Raw genomic sequence first — 18,885 nt, forward strand, 5'->3', positions numbered from 1 at the left:
CATTATCGCCGTTAATCGTCTGATTTAATTTAACACTCCCGCGCTAATATCGGCTTCGCGCGAGTTCGGGGGATTAAAGACCGCTCGCGCGTGTTTCCAAAACTCCAAAAACTTTGAAAACGAAAACCGATAATGAGTCAATTTCGAATACTCGCGGCGGCCGCGGCTTCGTTCGCTCTGACAGCGCTGACCGCTCCGGCGTATGCGGCACTGGGCGGCGCACCGACCTATCCGGTCACGGCCAGCAGCACGAGCGCAGGGGCGGCCGGCCAGAATAGCGCGGCAGTGGCGCGCTTCGCCGCCAGTGGCAATGCGGCCTCGGCGGCTTACACCGTGAGCCAGACCACGCTGCCCTCGGGCACCGTCGTAAGCGAGTACATCAGCGCGGGCAATACGGTGTTTGCCTTGAGTTGGGAAGGCCCGACCATGCCGCCGCTCAAGACGCTGCTCGCCGCTTACTTCCCGTCGTATGTCCAGGCGCTCACCGACGCCCACGCCACGCAAGGCGGCGGCTACGGACCCGCCGCCGTGCATCAGTCGGCGCTGGTCGTCGAGACCGGCGGCCATATGGGCGCTTTCGTGGGACGCGCCTATTTACCGCAAGCGCTGCCGCAAGGCGTGAGCGCTGACGATATCAAATAACTCATTAAAATCATTAGAGAGAGAACAATAGTGCGCAAAATCGCAAGGATTATTGCCGCGGCGCTCGGGCTCGGATTGGCGTTAGGTCTTGCCGGCTGCGGCGGGGGTGGCGGCGGCTCCAGCAGCAACTCGACGGCTAATGCACCGGCTGCCGCCAGTGCGCCGACGGGGCCCGGCGGCACGACGTCCAACCCTTCGACCGGCGACTCGAGCTCCAACGCGCTCGCCGTCGATGCGTCTGCCGTGCCCACACCCGTCGGTCCCGGCAACACGATGTCGGTGACGGTAAGCGGAACGGGCATTCACAACCAGCCGATGGTCAGCGTCAAGCTCTGCGCCCCCGGCTCCAACGCGAGCACGAGTTGCACGACGATTCCCAATGTGATCGTCGATACGGCTTCGTTCGGGCTGCGTGTGGTGCGCTCCGCAATCCCGACCTCCACCTTCAACGCGCTCACCGCCGAAACGGATCAGTCGAGCGGCCTGCCGCTTGCTGAATGCGCATTGTTCGGCAGCGGTTATGCATGGGGTTCGGTGCACCTCGCGGACATCGGGCTGTCGAGCGAAGTTGCCGCTTCGGTGCCGATCCAGGTGATCGGCGATTCGGCGTTGACCATTGCCGCACCGAGCGAATGCCAGGTCGGCCGGCCGCTCGCCGCCGCGTCCGATCTCGGCGCGAACGGCATTCTCGGCATTGGCGTCAGCCCGGTGGACTGCGGTTCACAATGTGCGCTGACGGTGCTCTCGCAGTTCTATTACACCAATGCCGGCAACGCGGTCTCGGTGCCGGTCTCCAAGCAGATCAGCAACCCGGTCGCACGGTTCGCGCAAGATAACAACGGTGTGATTCTGGAAATGGCGCAGGTGTTGGATAGCGGCAGCGCGACCGCTCAAGGCACGCTCGTGTTCGGCATCGATACGCAGGCCAATAACGTGCTGAACGGCACGGGCGCGCCGATTCTCCGAACGGATCTGAATGGCGACTTCACGTCCTCTTATGGCGGCACCACGTTCACGCAGACGTTCTTCGATTCGGGCTCGACGGTGATGTTCTTTCCGGACACGACGATCGCTCGCGACACGTCGTCCGGGTACTACATCCCGGCTGCGACCGTGGGTCGTACTTCGACGCTGGCAGGGACCAATCCGGCGACCGTGACGCTCGGCTTCAATATCGCGAACGCCGCGACGCTGACTTCATCGGGGAATAACGCGTTCAATAATCTCGGGATCTACATGACCCGGCAGTTCGACTTCGGTCTGCCGTTCTTTTATGGCCGTCATGTGTATTACGGCATTTCCGGCCGCGCATCGACAGGTGGTGGCACGGGGCCGTACGTCGCTTACGTGTCAAGTTGAGCGCCGGTCTTCCCGCCTGTGAATGACGCTCGATCCGTCATGGCGTGGCAATTGCACGGCATGAGATCGCAGAAGGCGGGCCCACACCGCCCGAATGCAAAAACGCGTAGGTCTGTTGATCTTCTGGTAGCAACGCTGGCAACCTAGCGAATCACAACGCAGCATGTTGCAAGAACCGGAGTAGCGCTCCAAAAGCGCCAACTCCGGTCGACACAGCGGAGACAACGGCAATGGACCCCTCCACCCACCCTCACGACGACGACCTCGAACGCTTCGAAGCCCACGGCGCGGCGCCGCTGCCGGTCCCGAGCGACGAAGGCTACGTCGAGCACGAAGGCGCGCGAATCTGGTACGCATCGTATGGCGTCGGCGCGCCGGTGATCCTGCTTCACGGCGGTCTCGGACACAGCGGCAATTGGGGCTATCAGGTTCCGGCGCTGCTCGACGCGGGGCATCGCGTGGTGGTCGTCGACAGCCGCGGCCACGGCCGCAGCACCCGCGACGCGCGGCCCTACCGCTACGAACTGATGGCGTCCGACGTGCTGGCCGTCATGGACACGCTGCAACTTGAACGCGCCGCGCTGGTGGGCTGGAGCGACGGCGCCTGCATCGCGATGGTGGTGGGTGCCACCGCCCCTGAGCGCGTAGCGGGCGTGTTCTTCTTCGGCTGCAATATGGACCCGAGCGGCACCAAGCCATTTGTACCCACGCCCGCGATCGAGCGCTGCTTCAACCGCCATGCCCAAGACTACGCGCAGCTATCGGCGACACCGCGCGAGTTCGAAGCGTTTGTAGGCGCGGTCAGCGCGATGATGAAAACCGAGCCCAACTATTCCGCCGACGATCTGGCAAAGATTCGCGTGCCGGTCGCGATCGTGCAGAGCGAGCACGACGAGTTCATCAGGCCGGAACACGCCGACTATCTCGCGCGCAGCATTCCGGGCGCGGAGTTGATCCTGCTGCCCGGCGTGAGCCATTTCGCGCCGCTGCAAAGGCCCGCGCAATTCAATCGCGTGGTGCTGGATTTCCTGCGCCGGATTGCACGTTGAACAGGATGGCGGCGCTCGCCGCGTCTCCTGGCTTCGGCGCTTCGACGTAAGCGTCGCTCCAAACCCTCAATATTTCACGATACGGAACGATCACGCGCTTCGTAAAAAATCGTGGTGCGTGGCACAAATTCGGCATTTCGCAATGTCGCCCCACGTTGCATATCGTGAAACCGAAGCGATAAACCATTATTTATAAACAATAATTTTTGATGGAACGAAGTGTCTAACAGCCACTTGCGCCGCTGCGTGCTGACGTAGACTCTTTTACAAGAGCCGGCGCTTCAGTAGTCGGGCGGAGTGGGAAGAGACGAAACAATGTCTGAAGAATCCCAACCTCTGGAACGAAGCCGCCACGGCACCGCGGTTTTTAAATGGTACTTGGGAGACTAAAAATGAAAGGCTTTCGCTTCGGTTCGAATCAGGGTGCTTTCTATATTTTGCCGGGCCAGGACGGTTGGGAGGCGACCTACGGCAATGAAACGCTCGGTGAATTTGCCAGCCCGCAACAGGCAGCGGACGACCTCGCGCGCGGCTTGATCTGCCCGCATCTCTCCGAAGCCGACGACACGTCGACGCTCGAGATTCCCGAGAAACTCAGCGATTGGGAAATCGTTCACGTGTGATGGCCGGCATGGCCATTGTCCACGTCGGCGTAGAAACGACGATGGCGCTCGAAAGCGCCATCGTCATGTTTACCGCTTGTTTCTGTGCAGCCTACGGCCTCAGTGCCTTAAGCAATCGCATCCACGATCTTGTTGAGCGTGGCGCTCGGACGCATGGCCTTGCTCGTCAGTTCGACATTCGGACGATAGTAACCGCCGATATCCACCGGCTTGCCTTGTGCCGCAGCCAGTTCTTCGACGATCTTCGCCTCGTTCTCAGCCAATGCCTTCGCCACGCCGGCGAACTGCGCCTGCAGCGCCGCGTCTTCGGTTTGCGCGGCCAGTGCTTCCGCCCAGTACAGCGCGAGGTAGAAGTGGCTGCCACGATTGTCGATACCGCCAACCTTGCGCGCCGGCGACTTGTCGTTGTCGAGGAACTTGCCGGTTGCCTGATCCAGCGTCTTGGCCAGCACCTGCGCCTTGGGGTTGTGATACGCGCTGCTCAGATGTTCGAGCGACGCGGCCAACGCCAGGAATTCACCCAGCGAGTCCCAACGCAGGAAACCTTCTTCAACCAGTTGCTGAACGTGCTTCGGCGCCGAACCGCCCGCGCCGGTTTCGAACATGCCGCCACCGGCCATCAGCGGGACGATGGACAGCATCTTCGCGCTCGTGCCCAGTTCCATGATCGGGAACAGGTCGGTCAGGTAGTCGCGCAGCACGTTGCCGGTGACCGAAATCGTGTCCTTGCCGGCGCGGATGCGTTCGATCGAGAACCTGGTCGCCTCGACCGGCGTCATGACGCGAATGTCCAGACCGGTGGTGTCGTGGTTCTTCAGGTATTGCTCGACCTTCTTGATGATCTGAGCGTCGTGCGCGCGAGCCGCGTCCAGCCAGAACACGGCCGGCGTGTTGGTGGCGCGGGCGCGGTTGACCGCGAGCTTGACCCAGTCCTGAACCGGCGCGTCCTTGGTCTGGCACATGCGCCAGATGTCGCCTGCTTCCACCTGGTGTTCGATCAGCACCGTACCGGCCGCGTCCGTCACGCGAACCACGCCGTTTGCCGGGATCTGGAAGGTTTTGTCGTGTGAGCCGTATTCTTCAGCCGCTTGCGCCATCAGGCCGACGTTGGGCACCGTGCCCATCGTGACCGGATCGAAGGCGCCGTGCTTCTTGCAGTCTTCGATCACCGCCTGATACACGTCGGCGTAGCAGCGGTCCGGAATCACGGCCTTGGCGTCGTGCAGCGCGCCGTCCGCACCCCACATCTTGCCCGACTCGCGGATCATGGCCGGCATGGACGCGTCGACGATCACGTCGCTCGGCACGTGCAGGCTGGTGATGCCCTTGTCCGAATTGACCATGGCCAGTTGCGGACGCTGTTCGTATTGCGCCTTGATGTCGGCTTCGATCGCGGCAACCGTTTCAGCCGGCAGGTCTTTCAGGCGCGCGTACAGATCGCCGATACCGTTGTTCGGGTTGAAGCCGGCTTGCGCCAGCGCGTCGGCGTGCTTGCTCAGCACGTCTTTGTAGAACACCGACACCACGTGACCGAAGATGATCGGATCCGACACCTTCATCATGGTGGCCTTCAGGTGCACCGAGAACAGCACGCCCTTCGCCTTCGCGTCCGCGATTTCCGCTTCGATGAAGCTGCGCAGCGCGTTCTTCGACAGCACCGAAGCGTCGATGATCTCGCCCGCTTGCACGGCCGTCTTTTCCTTCAGCACCGTCTTCGAGCCGTCCGCTGCCGTCAGTTCGATCTTCACCGAACCGGCTGCGCCGATCAGCGCCGACTTTTCGCTGCCGTAGAAATCGCCGCCGCTCATGTGCGCGACGTGCGACTTCGAGTCCGCGCTCCATGCGCCCATCTTGTGCGGATGCTTGCGTGCGTAGTTCTTGACCGACAGCGGCGCGCGGCGGTCCGAATTGCCTTCGCGCAGCACCGGGTTGACGGCGCTGCCCTTGATCTTGTCGTAGCGCGCCTTGACGTCTTTTTCGGCGTCGGTATTCGCGACGTCCGGATACGCCGGGAGCTTGTAACCCTGATCGCGCAGTTCGCTGATCGCGGCCTTCAGTTGCGGCACCGACGCGCTGATGTTCGGCAGCTTGATGACGTTCGCTTCCGGACGCGTGCTGAGTCCACCCAGTTCCGCCAGATCGTCGGGACCCTTCTGTTCCGCGCTCAGGTAATCGGGGAATGCAGCGATGATCCGGCCGGCAAGCGAAATATCGCGCGTTTCGACGATCACGTCGGACGAGCGCGTGAACGCCTTCACGATCGGCAGCAGCGAGTAAGTCGCCAGAGCAGGCGCTTCGTCGGTCAGGGTGTAGATGATCTTCGGCGGTGTGGACATGTTCGGTGCTTTGCTAGGTGAAGTGTTAGACAGAGCGTTCGGCGGTGCCGACCAGCACGTTGCGGCAAAACAACATTGCGGCGCGACGCACGGCACTACTTTCTACGGCCAAGCCGTGAGTATATGCGTGTTTTCCTCTACTCGCTGCTAAACAAACATATCCCGGAAACGCCACCAAGAGGGTCGAGCCCCGCCAGACAAGGCTTTGGGCCGATTTAGCATCGTCTTATGACAGATGTCTTATAGATGACTCAGAACTCGCAACAAATATATTGTTAATGCGAATCAGCTGCATTACCATTTAAACGCACTTGTGTTCTTACATTTCGATTACTCCAACCACTCGCTGTCGCTGAGGCCGTTTCGCACTTTTCCAGGTGCGTGACAGGCGTCACTCTGTCCAATTCGAACAACATGCAGATATTCTTTGTCGCCGGCAAACCGGCGTTTGTGCGCGGCCAACGCCGCACTCCCTCGCTGCTGAGCGCGGGGCTTCTGGCCAGCGTCGGTTTGACGCTTTCCACGCTATCGACTTCGGGCTGGGCGCAGGTCGCGGCCAGCGACGCCGGCGCGACGCTGCCGGCCGTGAGCGTCTCGGCGTCGAAAGACAGTACCGTGGCGCAGGCCGACACGGTCAGCGCGGGCGCGCTGGGTTCGCGCAAGCAGGTGGACACGCCGTTCTCGACCCACGTCGTGACGAGCGACGAAGCGCAGGACCTGTTCGCGACGACCGCCAATGATCTGTACAAGTACGATCCGGCGGTCTCGGTGACCAGCGAGAACGCAATCAGCGAAAACTCCATGTTCACCGTGCGCGGCATGCCGATCGACACGCTGAACAGCGTCAAGGTGGACGGCCAGAGTTTCCCTTCGTGGGATACCGACCTCTCGCTCGAACCGTTCGAGCAGGTCGAATTGCTCAAGGGCCTGTCGGGCTTCATGTACGGCTTCGGCTCGCCGGGCGGCATCGTGAACTACGTGTTGAAGCGCCCCACCGACACGCCGTACCGCAGCGTCTCGGTCGGCTACAAGTCGGCCGGCGTGTTCAGCGAGGCGGTGGATCTGGGCGGCCGCTTCGGCAATGACGACCGTTTCGGCTATCGCCTGAACCTCGCCAACGAAAACGGCAACACCGCCGAAGACCACGGCCACGTGCGCCGCCAGGTCGCGTCGCTCGCATTCGACTTCCGCATCACGCCCGATCTGACGTGGAGCGCCGACGCGTTCTACCAGAAGCGCAGAACCAACGGCACGCTGTTCGGCCTGATGTTCGGCGCCGACGCCGGCGGCATTCCCGACGCGAGCAAAGTCACCCACGCGCTCACGCAACCGCAGAACTACTATGAGACCGAAATGGCCTCGTTCGGCACGGGCCTGGATTACCGCATCTCCGAAAACTGGCATGCGAGCATCAAGTATCGCTTCGCCAAGGAGAACCGCACGAATTCGGATAGCTTGCTGTTCGTCACCGACCCTGCAGGCAACTACTCGAACACGCTCTACGCGGCCATGACGCGCTACTTCTATCAGAACGTCGACGGCATGGTGCAAGGCCATTTCAACACGGGCAGCATCAAGCATGACGTGGTGGTGGGCGCGGGCTTCCTGACGCAAACCAGTGAGTACAGCAACAGCACGGGTTGGAACGACGGCTACTTCCTCGGCAACGGCAATCTGTACGCCAGCACGTTGCTGACCAACGACGAAGTCAGCATCGGCTCGAACCTGTACCGTCAGCAGCGCACCACGCAAGCCGCCGTGTACGCGAGCGATACCGTGCAACTCACGTCGCGTCTGTCGGCGCTGGTCGGCGTGCGCTACACGCAATATCAGCAGCACGTGTACGACCCGAGCGGCGCGGTGTCGTCGCAATACCAGGCGGACCCGGTCACGCCGACCTTCGCGCTGATGTTCAAGACCGATCCGTACTCCACGCTGTATGCGAGCTACGTGGAGTCGCTGGAACAGGGCGGCGCGGCGTCGAACACCAACCTCAACTACCCGGACACCTTCGGCCCGCTGCGCAGCAAGCAGTACGAAGTCGGCTTCAAGACCGATCACGCCAAGTGGGGCGCCAACCTCGCGCTGTTCCGCGTCGATCAGGGTTACAACTACACGAACGTCGACAATATCTTCGTGCAGGACGGCACCAAACGCTATCAAGGCCTCGACGCGAGCGGCTGGCTTGCGGTCACGAGCGAATGGCGCGTGCTGGGCGGCGTGATGTGGCTCGATACGAAGGCCATGGACGTGAACGACCCGACCGTGGAAGGCAAGCGCATCTACGGCGCGCCGCGCTTCACCGTGACGGGCCGCATCGAATACAACCCGTCGTATCTGCGTCCGCTGACGCTGGCGTTCGGTGGCAAGTACGTCGGCAACCAGGCCGTCGATGCGCAGAACACTCAGTTCGTGCCGGCATACACCACGTTCGATCTGAGCGGCCGCTATGAGACGAAGATCGCCGGCAAGGACGTGACGTTCCGCGCGGGCATCAACAACCTGTTCAACCGCCGTTACTGGACGACGGCGTGGGGCTACTACGTGGCGCCGTCGCCGACGCGCACTGCCGTAGCCAGCGCAACGCTGCAGTTCTAAGCATCGCGTGAACGAGGGGCGCCCCTGGCGGGCGCCCCGATCATGGCGGGAATCTCCGCAACCAGCGCATCGATCGCACAGCGCGTTTTCAGCGGCAGATAGCGGCTCTTGGGCCACACCAGGTGAATCTCCTGAGCAGGCCGGAAACAATTCTCCATCACCGTCACCAGCTCGCCTGTTTTCTCATAACGGGCCAATAGCCAACTCGGCAGCCATGCGAGGCCGAAACCGGCGAGAGCGGCATCGACAATCCCCTTCATGTCGTCGAAACCGAGTTGCGGCTGAACCTGCGCGCGGCGGATTTGCCCGTTCACATCGACCACGTCCCAAGGCTGCGCCGATCCTGCTCGCAAGTAGGCGATCACCGCATGGCCGCGTAATTCCTCCACGTTGCGCGGCGTGCCATGACGCGCGAGATAAGCCGGCGCGGCGCCGATACTCGCGTGCTGCATACCGAGCTTGCGCGCGGCGAGGCTCACGCTGTCGGCGAGCGGGCCCACCCGCACCACGAGATCGAAACCCTCTTCGATCACGTCGACGAAGCGGTCGGTAATCGAAATGTCGATCTTCAATTGTGGATGCTTGCGCGCAAGCCCGAGCAGCACGGGCGCCACGCAGTAGTGACCGAAAGCCTGCGGCACGCTCACGCGCAAGCGGCCTTGCGGCTCGCGTCGGCCGGAGTCGAGATCGGCTTCGGCGGCTTCGAGTTCGGCCAGCGCGCGCACGCAGCGGTCGTAGTAAGCCTGGCCGTCTTCGGTGAGGCTCTGGCTGCGCGTCGTGCGATTGAGCAGGCGCACGCCGAGGCGCTTCTCCAGCCGCACGATCACTTTGCCGACCGCCGAGCGCGTCAGGTTCATCCGCTCCGCCGCAAGCGCAAAACTGCCCGTTTCCACCACGCGCACGAACGTCGTCACACCGTCGAGGATGTCGCTCATCTGTTCGTCCTATTGGTTCCCATGGAGACGCATTTCCGGGATTTTTATGCGTCAATCGGGACCTGAATTCCCCCTATATTACACAGTCCATGGTGGGCGAGCCCATCGACTAACGAGGTGAATATCCATGTCACAAGACCCGATCGCGCCGCCACGGCGTGCAGAACGGCCCAGCGCGAACGTAGCAGTTCGACGTCAACCGATCTCGCGCGAAGCACATCGTGCACGAAGCGTTGCGAGCGACGAGACCCCGCAACGCGTCGCTTTCCTCTCGCTCCGCAAAAACACTTTGGCGTTGGGCGCGGTATGCCTTGCGTCGCTGATGTTCGGCCTCGAAATCTCCAGCGTGCCGGTGATCCTGCCGACGCTCGAACGCGTGCTGCACGGCGACTTCAAAGACATGCAGTGGATCATGAACGCCTACACGCTCGCGGTGACCACCGTACTGATGGCGACCGGCACGCTGGCGGACCGCTTCGGCCGCCGACGCATCTTCGTGATCGGCATCGCGTTGTTCGGCATCACCTCGTTGATCTGCGGACTCGCGCAGAGCGTGCCGACGCTGATCGTCGCGCGCCTGCTGCAAGGCGCGAGCGGCGGCGCCATGCTGATCTGCCAGGTGGCCGTGCTATCGCATCAGTTCAACGAAGGCCCCGAACGCGCTCGCGCATTCAGCGCGTGGGGCATCATCTTCGGTATCGGACTCGGCTTTGGGCCGATCATCGGCGGGGCCATCGTGGCGTTGTCGAGTTGGCAATGGGTCTTCTGGGTGCACGCGCTACTCGCTGTCGTGACCTTGACGCTCGTTTTCAGCGGCGTGCAGGAATCGCGTGACCCGCATGCGCATACGCTCGACGTTGCCGGCATCGTCACGTTGTCGCTGGCGGTGTTCGGGCTGGTGTATTTCATCACGCAGGTTCCGGCGCTTGGCCTCAGCAATCCGCGTGCGCTCTTCATCATCGCGGCGACGCTGGTCGCTTTCGTGGCGTTTCTGTTTGCCGAGAAACTCAATGCGCGGCCCATGTTCGACTTTTCCGTATTCAGGATTCCGCAGTTTTCCGGCGCACTGATGGGCTCGGCGGGCATGAATTTCAGCTTCTGGCCGTTCATGATCTATCTGCCGATCTACTTCCAGATCGGCCTCGGCTATGACAGCGTGAGCGCAGGACTCGCGTTGCTCGCCTATACGCTGCCGACGCTGCTGTTTCCGCCGCTTGGCGAACGTCTCGCACTGCGTTACGGCTCGGGCATCGCCATACCTGTCGGACTGTTTACGATCGGCCTCGGCTTCATGCTGATGCGTTACGGCAGCGGCGCCGCGCATGCCGACGCTTGGACCCTGTTGCCGGGTTGCATGATCGCGGGCGCGGGCCTCGCTCTCACCAATACGCCCGTCACCAATACGACGACCGCGGCGGTTCCCGCGGAACGCGCCGGCATGGCGTCGGGCATCGATATGAGTGCGCGAATGATTACGCTCGCAATCAACATCGCGTTGATGGGTGCGATCCTGGTCGGCGGGATTCTCTTTAACCTGAAGACGCGATTGCCGACGACGCTCGACACCGCGCCGCTCGGCAGACTCGCGGAGAAGATTGCGGCGGGCGATGTCGAAGCGGTCAGAACGGGGATGCCCGCGTTGGCGCAAATCGACCCGTCGGGCAGCGTCGTGCATGCCGCGTTGATGCAGGGCTTCGGCTGGGTGATGGTCTACGGCGGAGTCGGCGTGTGGGTGCTTGCCGCGCTCAGTTTCGTGATTTCGGGCAGCGCGTCGAGAAGACTAAAAAGCGAGAAGCCCGTGCCGGCGAAGCAGCAGCCACAACCAGCCCGATGCGACGCGTGTTAGTTAGCGCTTCGTCGACTGCGCCATGCGTAAGCAAATAAGTTTGGAGCGACGCTTACACGCCGCCTCACCGCTCATGCCTCCACTTGCACCTTCTGGCCCGCCATCATCGCCAGCCCTTCATTCAAAGCCGGGAAAAGACTGCGGTTGAAATTGTTCCAGCGCAGTTCGAGGATCGTATCGTCCTTATCGATTTCGGTATTCAGCACGTCGTGAATCACCTCGCCCGAATCGATACCGTTGTCGACATAGTGAAACGATGCGCCGGTCAGATAGAGCGGTTCGACCGCCACGGTCTCCATCGTCTTCCAGTTGACCACCTTCTGGCCGCGCGCGCCGTAGAGCGCATCGAGCGTCGCATAGGCGCCGCGCCGCTCGTACGGCGATTCGGCGCGCGTCACGCCCGGATGAATGTTTACGATCTTGCGATGGAACGGCGCGCCCGGCCGAACCAGTTCGTCGAGAATGATTAACAACCCGTCGAGCACGACGATATCGGCCTTCAACTCCACCAGCGTATCGAGCAGATGCTTTTCGAAAGCGCTCTTGCCTGCCGGTCGTCCCGGCGCATCGAGCGGCTCACGCCGGTACGTCGATGGAATGGCGAGCAGCAGATCGTTGACCGGCTTGCCCTGCACACGCAGATTCGGCGGATAGAACCAGCGCCTGCCCGGTTCGTAAGCGAAGCCGTATTCCTTCAGTTTCTCGCGATCCACGCTGGACCCGGCGTCATCGTCGTAAATGACTTTTTCGAGCGAGTACTGATCGCCTAGTTCGGTGTCGTTGAGCGCCTCGACGAGGGACTCCAGCACCGACTTCATGTAGCGCGTGCCGCTCTTGTACGCGACGTCTTGCCCTGCCTTGTCGGCGGCTGCGTTTCTCAGCGACCAGATATAAACGAGTTTTTTCTTCGGCATAGTGGTTTCCTATGTGTCAGTCGTGGCACGCCAGGACCGGGTTTTTCTACGGCTGAAGCGGCCGTCTTTTATTAAAGCGCGAAGGCCATGCGGCCCACGTTCGTCGCGTTTTCTTGTGCTTGTTGTGTCCGGCCGTCCGACCGGTCTTGCGACGCGTGGTGTGCAAGCGATGCGGCGATTTCGTCGGAGCGCAGCGCGAGCACCGACAGTAGCGTGTCGGACAGCCCGTGACTGTCTTCACAGCAGCCCTGCAGATAAACGCGCGGTTTGAAACTCGCCGGCGTGGCGAGCCGATAATCGCGTTCGACGTTGCCTTGCGCAAGCGCATCGCCGAGATGCGGCGCGAGGCCATCCAGCAGCTCGAAATGCGTGTCGCGCCGATAGCCCGTCGCGAGCACCAGCGCGTCGAACTGCTCGGCGCGCGCGTGGCCGCTCAGACGATCACGCAATGTGAGTTCGATCTGGCCGCCCGCCGTGCGCACCGCCGTTTCGATGCCGGTGTTCGCGAGCAGCCGGTGCCGCGGATCGGCGGACACGTTCTGCAGATAAAGCATTTCGTAGATCTGCTCGATCAGCGGACGGTCGACCACCGCGTAGTTGGTATCGCGAAAGCGCTCGATCAGCGAACGGCGGCCGTCGCGTGGCTGCGCGTAGACGATATCGGTAAAGGCCGGGCTGAAAATCTCGTTGACGAACGGGCTGTCGTCGGCGGGTTTTAGCGCGCTCGAGCGGATGATGAGGCTCGCATCGACGTGCGGAAAGCGGCGCGTCAGGTCGACGAACACCTCGGCCGCGCTCTGTCCCGCGCCGATCACCGCCACGCGTTTTCGCGCGCCGTCCGCGGGTCCGACCGCGCGGTCGATGGACGTCAGGTACTGCGACGAATGCACGATGTTGTGCGTACCGAGCGCGGCAAAGGCTTCCGGCACCTGCGGACCGCCGCCGATGCCGACCGACAGCGCCCGCGTCACGCGCTGCCACTCGCGGCCTTCGCTGTCGCGCGAGAAAACCCGCAGCGCTTCGACGTCGTTCGTGTTGGCCGCACTCCTGACCGCTTCGATGCCGGTCACGGTCTGGCCGTAGTTCACGCGATCGTCGAACGACGCCGCGACCCAGCTCAGGTAATCGTGGAACTCCACACGCGTCGGATAGAAGTTCTTCAGATTGACGAAATCCGCCAGACGTCCACGCTCGAACAGATAATTGATGAACGTGAAGCGGCTTTTCGGATCGCGCATTGTCACAAGATCCTTGAGGAAGGAGATCTGCATCCGGCAATCGTCGAGCAGCATGCCGCGATGCCAGCCGAATCCCGGCTGACGCTCGATGAAACAATGCGCGAGATCCGGCACGCCGGCCTCTTCGGCTAGGCGCACGGCAAGCGCGAGATTCGACGGTCCGAAGCCGATTCCGATCAGATCAAATACGGTGTCTCTGTGCATGTCGCAGGTCCTTATCGGTGGAAGCCGGCGCGCCGCATGCGCGGGCCGGTGAAAAATCTTTCGTGATTGATGCGGTTTTTATCGACTGCGGCTTTTGCCGGCTTTCTTGCCGGCCTCATGCATCGTCCCGTAACTCGACGACGCTCGATCCCTGCGCAACGAGCCGCGCCCCAAGCTGGGCAAAGGTCGGCGCGGCGAACACATCGGCGATTTCCAACGCATGGCCGGCGGCCCGCGCGGCATCGACGAAGCGAACCACAACGAACGAACTCGCGCCCGCTTCGAACAGGTCGTCGTGATGCGCGGGCGTGTTGCCTTCGAAGAGATCGCGCCAGACGCGTTCGAGCGCCTGCGCACGTTGCGATGCTTCGTCGTAAGAGGTCGCGCGCGCCTGCGTACCGGCCGCAACGCTGGCGGACTCCAGTGCAAAGCGCGCGGCTGAAGCGCCCAGTTGCTCATGCGGCGCATCGACGAACTGCTGCACCACGTCCAGATAGTCGGCGGTCAGTATCTCGACGAAGCGGCCGTCCACCAGCTCGTTCGCGTACGAGAAGGCGCCAGTCACGCGCCCGTCGGCGTGCTCGACCACATCCAGTTCGAGTTCGAACACCACGCGGTGCCGCACGTCGTTGAAATCGTCGAGCGTAAGACCGGCCCAGTCGCGTTCAGCTGTTCCCGCCGGGCGCAGGTAGTTGAACATCACTGAGAACAAAGGATTGGCCGCTTCAGTACGAGGAGCGCGCAACGCCGCGACCACGTCGGCGAACGGCGTGTCAGCGTGCGCATAAGCGGCGAGCGCGGCGTCGCGGACTTCGGCGAGCAGCGTCGTGGGTGTGTCGGTTTTCGCGAGCCGCGTGCGTACGACAACCGCATTGATGAAGAGTCCGAGCGCGCGGCGCGCGGCCTCGCCGGTCAGTTCGCGCATGGAGGCGAGAACGCCGACCGGTTGATCGGTGGCGCCCGTCGCGCGATAGAAGGCCACGTTCAGCGCTGCATGCAGCAGCATGGGCAAGGTGGCGTGGACTTCGAGCGCCATCGAGCGGGCGCGGCGCACGAGCGCGGGGCTGAATTCGAACGCGAGACGGCCGCAACTCCAGGTGGGCGACACAGCACGGCCCGACGACGGCGACGGCAGCACGTGCGACGGCGCGTCGGCCAATGCATCGCGCCAGAACGACAAGCGCGCTCGCGGCGCGGCGACCGGCAAGACCAGCTCTCGATTCTCAGCCGTTCCCAACACCGAAGCTCTCGGCGACGCGCCGCGCACGATCGCGACATACGTGGCGCGCACGTCGTCGAGCCATAGATCGATCGACTGACCGTCCGACACGATGTGATGCACCACCAGCGACAACACATGATCGCGCTCCGCGAGACGCAATAGGCGCGCACGCCAGAGCGGCGCATTGTCGAGCAGATGAAATGGCGTGAGCGCGTCTTCGTCGGTCAACTCAGCAGCGGCGCTCTCGCTGGCCGCGAGCGACCGATCGACAGATAGATCGACAACGCGCAGATCGAACGGCGCGGGCTCGGCAACGCGCTGAGCCGGCAACTGCCCATCGCGTTCAACCAGCCGCACACGCAACGCCGGATGTCGCGCGGCCGCTTGAGCAAACGCTTCGCGCAACGCATCGACATCGAGCGCGCCACGCAAACGCAGCGCAACAGGAATGTTGTACGCCGCGCTCTCCGGTTGCGAGCGCCACAGGAACCACAAGCTCAATTGCGCGGAAGAAAGCGGCAGAATGCCTTTCGCGTCCGCTATCGGTGGTGAATTCGAAGCGCCACTCGAAGCGTCATTGCCCGCATCGGCCAGCGCTTCGCTGCGTGCCGAAGCCAGCACCCGTTGCGCGTATTGCGCAAGCGTCGGTGCTTCGAAGAGCGTACGCACCGGCACATCACGCGCGAGCCGCTCGGCCACGCGCGTCGCCACACGGACCGCGGCCAGCGAATGCCCGCCGAGTTCGAAGAAATGATCGGCGCGGCCGACGCGCTCCACGCCCAGCACTTCGCGGAAAATCTGCGCAAGCGCGCTTTCGAGTCCCGCCGCAGGCGCCTGATAGACCCGCGCGACCCGCTGCGGCTCCGGCAATGCCGCGCGGTCCACCTTGCTGTTGGCATTGCGCGGCAACGCGTCGAGCACGACGATATGCGCAGGCACCATGTAATCCGGCAACGTGTGACGCAGATGCGCGTCGAGCTCCGCCGCATCCGCGCGCGTGCTGCGCTCACGCGCCTCGGCGCTCAATTCCACATACGCCACCAGCGCGGCTTGCGCGCCCTTGCCATGCACGATCGCCACGGCTTCACGCACATCGTCGTGCGCGGCGAGTTGCGCTTCGATCTCACCGAGTTCGATCCGCAAGCCGCGCAGTTTCACTTGATGATCGACGCGGCCGATAAAGTCGAACACGCCGTCCGCGCGCCGCTTGACGAGGTCGCCCGTACGATAGAGCCGTGCGCCCGGTGGACCGAACGGATCCGGCACGAAGCGCTCGGCCGTGAGCGCCGGCCGATCGAGATAGCCGCGCGCGACACCCACGCCCTCGCCGCCCAGATACAACTCGCCGATCACGCCGACCGGCAGCGGATTCAAGCGTCCATCGAGCACGTGCGCGGAGCGCGCGCCGACCAGCGTGCCGATCGGCAAATAGGCGCTGTCCGCGAGCTTCGCGGTGTGGTCGGTTGGGTAGAACATCCACAGCATCGGCGTGATGACGGTTTCGGTCGGCCCGTATCCGTTGACGATGCGCGCATTCGGAAACGCCCGGCGCATCAGCGAGAACGCCTCGCGCGAGGTGGCTTCACCGCCCACCGTTAGCGAACGCAAGCTGGGCGGCGCACCGTGCGCGAGCGCCCATTCGGCGAGTTGGGTTGCGCAACCGGGCGGCACGTAGGTCATGGTCACGCCTTCGCGCACCATCATCCGGCAGGTTTGCGCGGGCGGCCACAAAGTGTCCGCCGTAATCGCCACGGCCGCGCCGGACATGTATTGCGAGAACCAGCCTTCATGCGCACCGTCAAAATTGACCGACTGGAACAGCAGGAACACGTCACGTTCGCCCGCGCCGTAGCGCTCCGCGATCGCCGCGCAATGCAGAGCGAACGAACCGTGATCTACCACCACGCCCTTCGGCTTGCCTGTCGAGCCGGACGTATAAATCACATACGCCGCCTGATGCGGCGACACGCGCGGCAACTCGACGTCCGCTGCCGAGGGCTCGTCAGCATGCGGTTCCTCATCGATCAGCCACAATCGCAAACGGTCCGACGCCGGCAACGCAGCGAGACTCCCGCGTTCCGTGATGACGTGCGTGATCTGCGCATCGTCGAGAATCTGTGCAAGACGCTCACGCGGATGGCTCGGGTCGAGCGGAACGAACGCTCCGCCCGACTTCAGCGCCGCGATCAGACCGACTAGCAGATCCACCGAGCGGCTCAGCGCAACGCCGACCCGCATCTCCGCACTCACGCCTGCCGCGACGAGGCGTTGCGCCAAACGCGCGGCTCGCGCATCCACTTCGCCGCGTGTAAGCGAGCGGTTCGTATCCGCGACGCCACGTGCATCCGGCCGCGCTCTGGCGTGGTCGGCCACGCGCTGATGCACCGGTCTGAATGCTGTTTCAGAAGGGATGGCGGTGCTATTCCATGCGTCGAGTTGCACGCGCTCCGCTTCCGGTAGCCATTGCAAGTCGCCAATCGCAGTGGCCGATGCCGCCGTCGCGTTCGACAGCAACTCGATGAATCGCGCGGCGAGGCGCTCTATGGCATCGGCGTCGAACAGATCGAGCGCGTAGATGAAGTACGCATCGATCGAACCGTCGTTCCGTTCCTCGAAACTCAGCGTCAAATCGAACTTGGCGAACGGCGCACCGGAAGGCAACTCCGTCATGCGCACTTCCGCGAGCGACGGCAAACGGCGCGGCGCGCCATATGCGGCCATCACCTGAAACAGCGGATGATGACTCGCACTGCGCACCACGCCGAGCGCTTCGACCACCTGTTCGAACGGCACGTCCTGATGCGATTGGGCGTCGATCAGGGTTTGCTGTGTTGCACCGACCAACGCGGCGAACGGCTGCGTCGCGGGAACCGGCGTGGCAAGCGTAAGCGTGTTCACGAAGAAGCCGACGAGACCGGCCACTTCGCCGCGCTCGCGATTGGCCGCGGGCACGCCGATCTGAATCTGCGTTTCGCCCGACGAGCGCGCGAGCAACGCACCCAATGCCGCCAGCAGTACGGCGAACGGCGTCGCGCGCTGCGCATTGGCCAGCGTCTTCACTTGCTGCACGAGCGCGACATCGAGGACGAAGCGATGCCGCGCGCCACGCGCGCTGCGCTGCGCCGGACGCGGCGCGGCGCCCGGCAACATCAGCACGTCACGGTTCGCATCCAGCCGCTCGCGCCAGAACGACAACTGGCGGTCGCGTTCGCCCGCGTCGAGCCAGCGGCGCTGCCACAACGCGAAGTCGGCGTACTGGATCGGCAACGGCGCGAGCGACACCGCCTCGCTCTTCGCATACGAGCGATAGAACGATGCCAGCTCCGCCAGTATCACATCCGAAGACCAGCCGTCGGAGACGATGTGATGTGTCGTCAACGCGAGCCAATGCGTATTCGCATCGAGACGGATCAGATGCGCGCGCATCAGCGGGCCGAGCGATAGATCGAAGGACTTCGCTTCATCGGTCCGTGCGATGTCGGCGGCACGCGCCTCGCGCTGATCCGCGGGCCACGCGCTCACATCGCTCGCGTGCCATGGGCAGCGCGAGGGCGCGTGCACTGTCTGCAACACGCCGTCGCCGCTTTCGGCGAAAGTCGTACGCAGCGCTTCGTGGCGCGCGATCAACGCGTCGCACGAAAGACGCAGCGCGTTGGCGTCGAGCGCGCCGTCGAGTCGCAGCCGTTCGGTGATGTGATACGCGGCCGGTTCGTCGATCATCCGCGCATGCAGCCACAGACGCGTTTGCGCGAACGAAGCCGGCACGCTTGCGGTGCGCTCGGCGCGCGGCGGAATCGGCAGCACGCGAAAGTCGATGCCGGCAGCGTCGAGCTTCGTGAGAAAGGCCTTGCGCTGCGCATCCGGCAACAGCGCGAAGCGTGACGCGAGGGACAGCAGATCCGGTTTGGCAGTGGTCATG

At 63.2% G+C, this 18,885-nt stretch carries 11 protein-coding genes; 6 read left to right on the plus strand and 5 right to left on the minus strand.

Going from position 1 to position 18,885, the window contains the following annotated elements; translation table 11 throughout:
- Positions 1-132 precede the first annotated feature (132 nt).
- From B0G82_RS24755 to B0G82_RS24770, 4 genes are all read left to right on the plus strand, one after another.
- Positions 133-642 (plus strand): DUF2844 domain-containing protein, encoded by a 510-nt coding sequence (locus tag B0G82_RS24755; protein WP_199730168.1) that lies wholly within the window; start codon positions 133-135, stop codon positions 640-642.
- A 30-nt stretch (positions 643-672) separates the two neighbouring features.
- Positions 673-2,001, plus strand: a complete 1,329-nt coding sequence (locus B0G82_RS24760; protein ID WP_121309361.1) for a DUF3443 domain-containing protein — start codon at positions 673-675, stop codon at positions 1,999-2,001.
- Between the two features lie 230 nt (positions 2,002-2,231).
- A complete protein-coding gene (locus B0G82_RS24765; protein ID WP_121309362.1) occupies positions 2,232-3,050 on the plus strand; it encodes an alpha/beta hydrolase in 819 nt (272 codons plus the stop codon).
- Between the two features lie 392 nt (positions 3,051-3,442).
- The gene (locus tag B0G82_RS24770; protein ID WP_106278622.1) at positions 3,443-3,673 is read left to right on the plus strand and encodes a hypothetical protein; all 231 of its coding nucleotides are present in this window, start codon (positions 3,443-3,445) and stop codon (positions 3,671-3,673) included.
- A 107-nt stretch (positions 3,674-3,780) separates the two neighbouring features.
- On the opposite strand, the gene B0G82_RS24775 is transcribed toward B0G82_RS24770, so the two are convergent.
- Positions 3,781-6,009, minus strand: a complete 2,229-nt coding sequence (locus tag B0G82_RS24775; protein ID WP_116123004.1) for an NADP-dependent isocitrate dehydrogenase — start codon at positions 6,007-6,009, stop codon at positions 3,781-3,783.
- 414 nt (positions 6,010-6,423) lie between these two features.
- Between B0G82_RS24775 and B0G82_RS24780 the strand changes: the two genes are divergently transcribed.
- The gene (locus tag B0G82_RS24780) at positions 6,424-8,607 is read left to right on the plus strand and encodes a TonB-dependent siderophore receptor (RefSeq protein ID WP_121309363.1); all 2,184 of its coding nucleotides are present in this window, start codon (positions 6,424-6,426) and stop codon (positions 8,605-8,607) included.
- Here B0G82_RS24780 and B0G82_RS24785 read toward each other — a convergent pair.
- Positions 8,604-9,542: a LysR family transcriptional regulator gene (locus B0G82_RS24785; protein WP_121309364.1), complete on the minus strand. Its 939-nt coding sequence runs from the start codon at positions 9,540-9,542 to the stop codon at positions 8,604-8,606. The genes B0G82_RS24780 and B0G82_RS24785 overlap by 4 nt on opposite strands.
- Before the next feature lie 127 nt (positions 9,543-9,669).
- On the opposite strand from B0G82_RS24785, the gene B0G82_RS24790 reads away from it, so the two are divergent.
- Positions 9,670-11,388: an MFS transporter gene (locus B0G82_RS24790; RefSeq protein WP_121309365.1), complete on the plus strand. Its 1,719-nt coding sequence runs from the start codon at positions 9,670-9,672 to the stop codon at positions 11,386-11,388.
- A 71-nt stretch (positions 11,389-11,459) separates the two neighbouring features.
- Here the strand turns inward: B0G82_RS24790 and B0G82_RS24795 are convergent, their stop codons facing one another.
- From B0G82_RS24795 to B0G82_RS24805, 3 genes are all read right to left on the minus strand, one after another.
- Entirely contained in the window at positions 11,460-12,302 is an 843-nt protein-coding gene (locus tag B0G82_RS24795; RefSeq protein WP_121309366.1) for a formyltransferase family protein, read from the minus strand.
- 71 nt (positions 12,303-12,373) lie between these two features.
- Complete coding sequence (locus B0G82_RS24800; protein ID WP_121309367.1) at positions 12,374-13,744, minus strand: lysine N(6)-hydroxylase/L-ornithine N(5)-oxygenase family protein; 1,371 nt, start codon at positions 13,742-13,744, stop codon at positions 12,374-12,376.
- Positions 13,745-13,859: 115 nt separating this feature from the next.
- Positions 13,860-18,884, minus strand: coding sequence for a non-ribosomal peptide synthetase (locus B0G82_RS24805; protein WP_121309368.1), 5,025 nt, complete (start codon positions 18,882-18,884; stop codon positions 13,860-13,862).
- Position 18,885: the final 1 nt, after the last annotated feature.

The organism is Paraburkholderia sp. BL17N1 (assembly GCF_003634175.1).
GTDB lineage: Bacteria > Pseudomonadota > Gammaproteobacteria > Burkholderiales > Burkholderiaceae > Paraburkholderia.

Coding starts and splice junctions, on each gene's coding strand:
- B0G82_RS24795 (WP_121309366.1), bottom strand. CDS start 12,302: ATGCCGAAGAAAAAACTCGTTTATATCTGGTCGCTGAGAAACGCAGCC.
- B0G82_RS24755 (WP_199730168.1), top strand. CDS start 133: ATGAGTCAATTTCGAATACTCGCGGCGGCCGCGGCTTCGTTCGCTCTG.
- B0G82_RS24785 (WP_121309364.1), bottom strand. CDS start 9,542: ATGAGCGACATCCTCGACGGTGTGACGACGTTCGTGCGCGTGGTGGAA.
- B0G82_RS24765 (WP_121309362.1), top strand. CDS start 2,232: ATGGACCCCTCCACCCACCCTCACGACGACGACCTCGAACGCTTCGAA.
- B0G82_RS24805 (WP_121309368.1), bottom strand. CDS start 18,884: ATGACCACTGCCAAACCGGATCTGCTGTCCCTCGCGTCACGCTTCGCG.
- B0G82_RS24800 (WP_121309367.1), bottom strand. CDS start 13,744: ATGCACAGAGACACCGTATTTGATCTGATCGGAATCGGCTTCGGACCG.
- B0G82_RS24790 (WP_121309365.1), top strand. CDS start 9,670: ATGTCACAAGACCCGATCGCGCCGCCACGGCGTGCAGAACGGCCCAGC.
- B0G82_RS24770 (WP_106278622.1), top strand. CDS start 3,443: ATGAAAGGCTTTCGCTTCGGTTCGAATCAGGGTGCTTTCTATATTTTG.
- B0G82_RS24775 (WP_116123004.1), bottom strand. CDS start 6,009: ATGTCCACACCGCCGAAGATCATCTACACCCTGACCGACGAAGCGCCT.
- B0G82_RS24780 (WP_121309363.1), top strand. CDS start 6,424: ATGCAGATATTCTTTGTCGCCGGCAAACCGGCGTTTGTGCGCGGCCAA.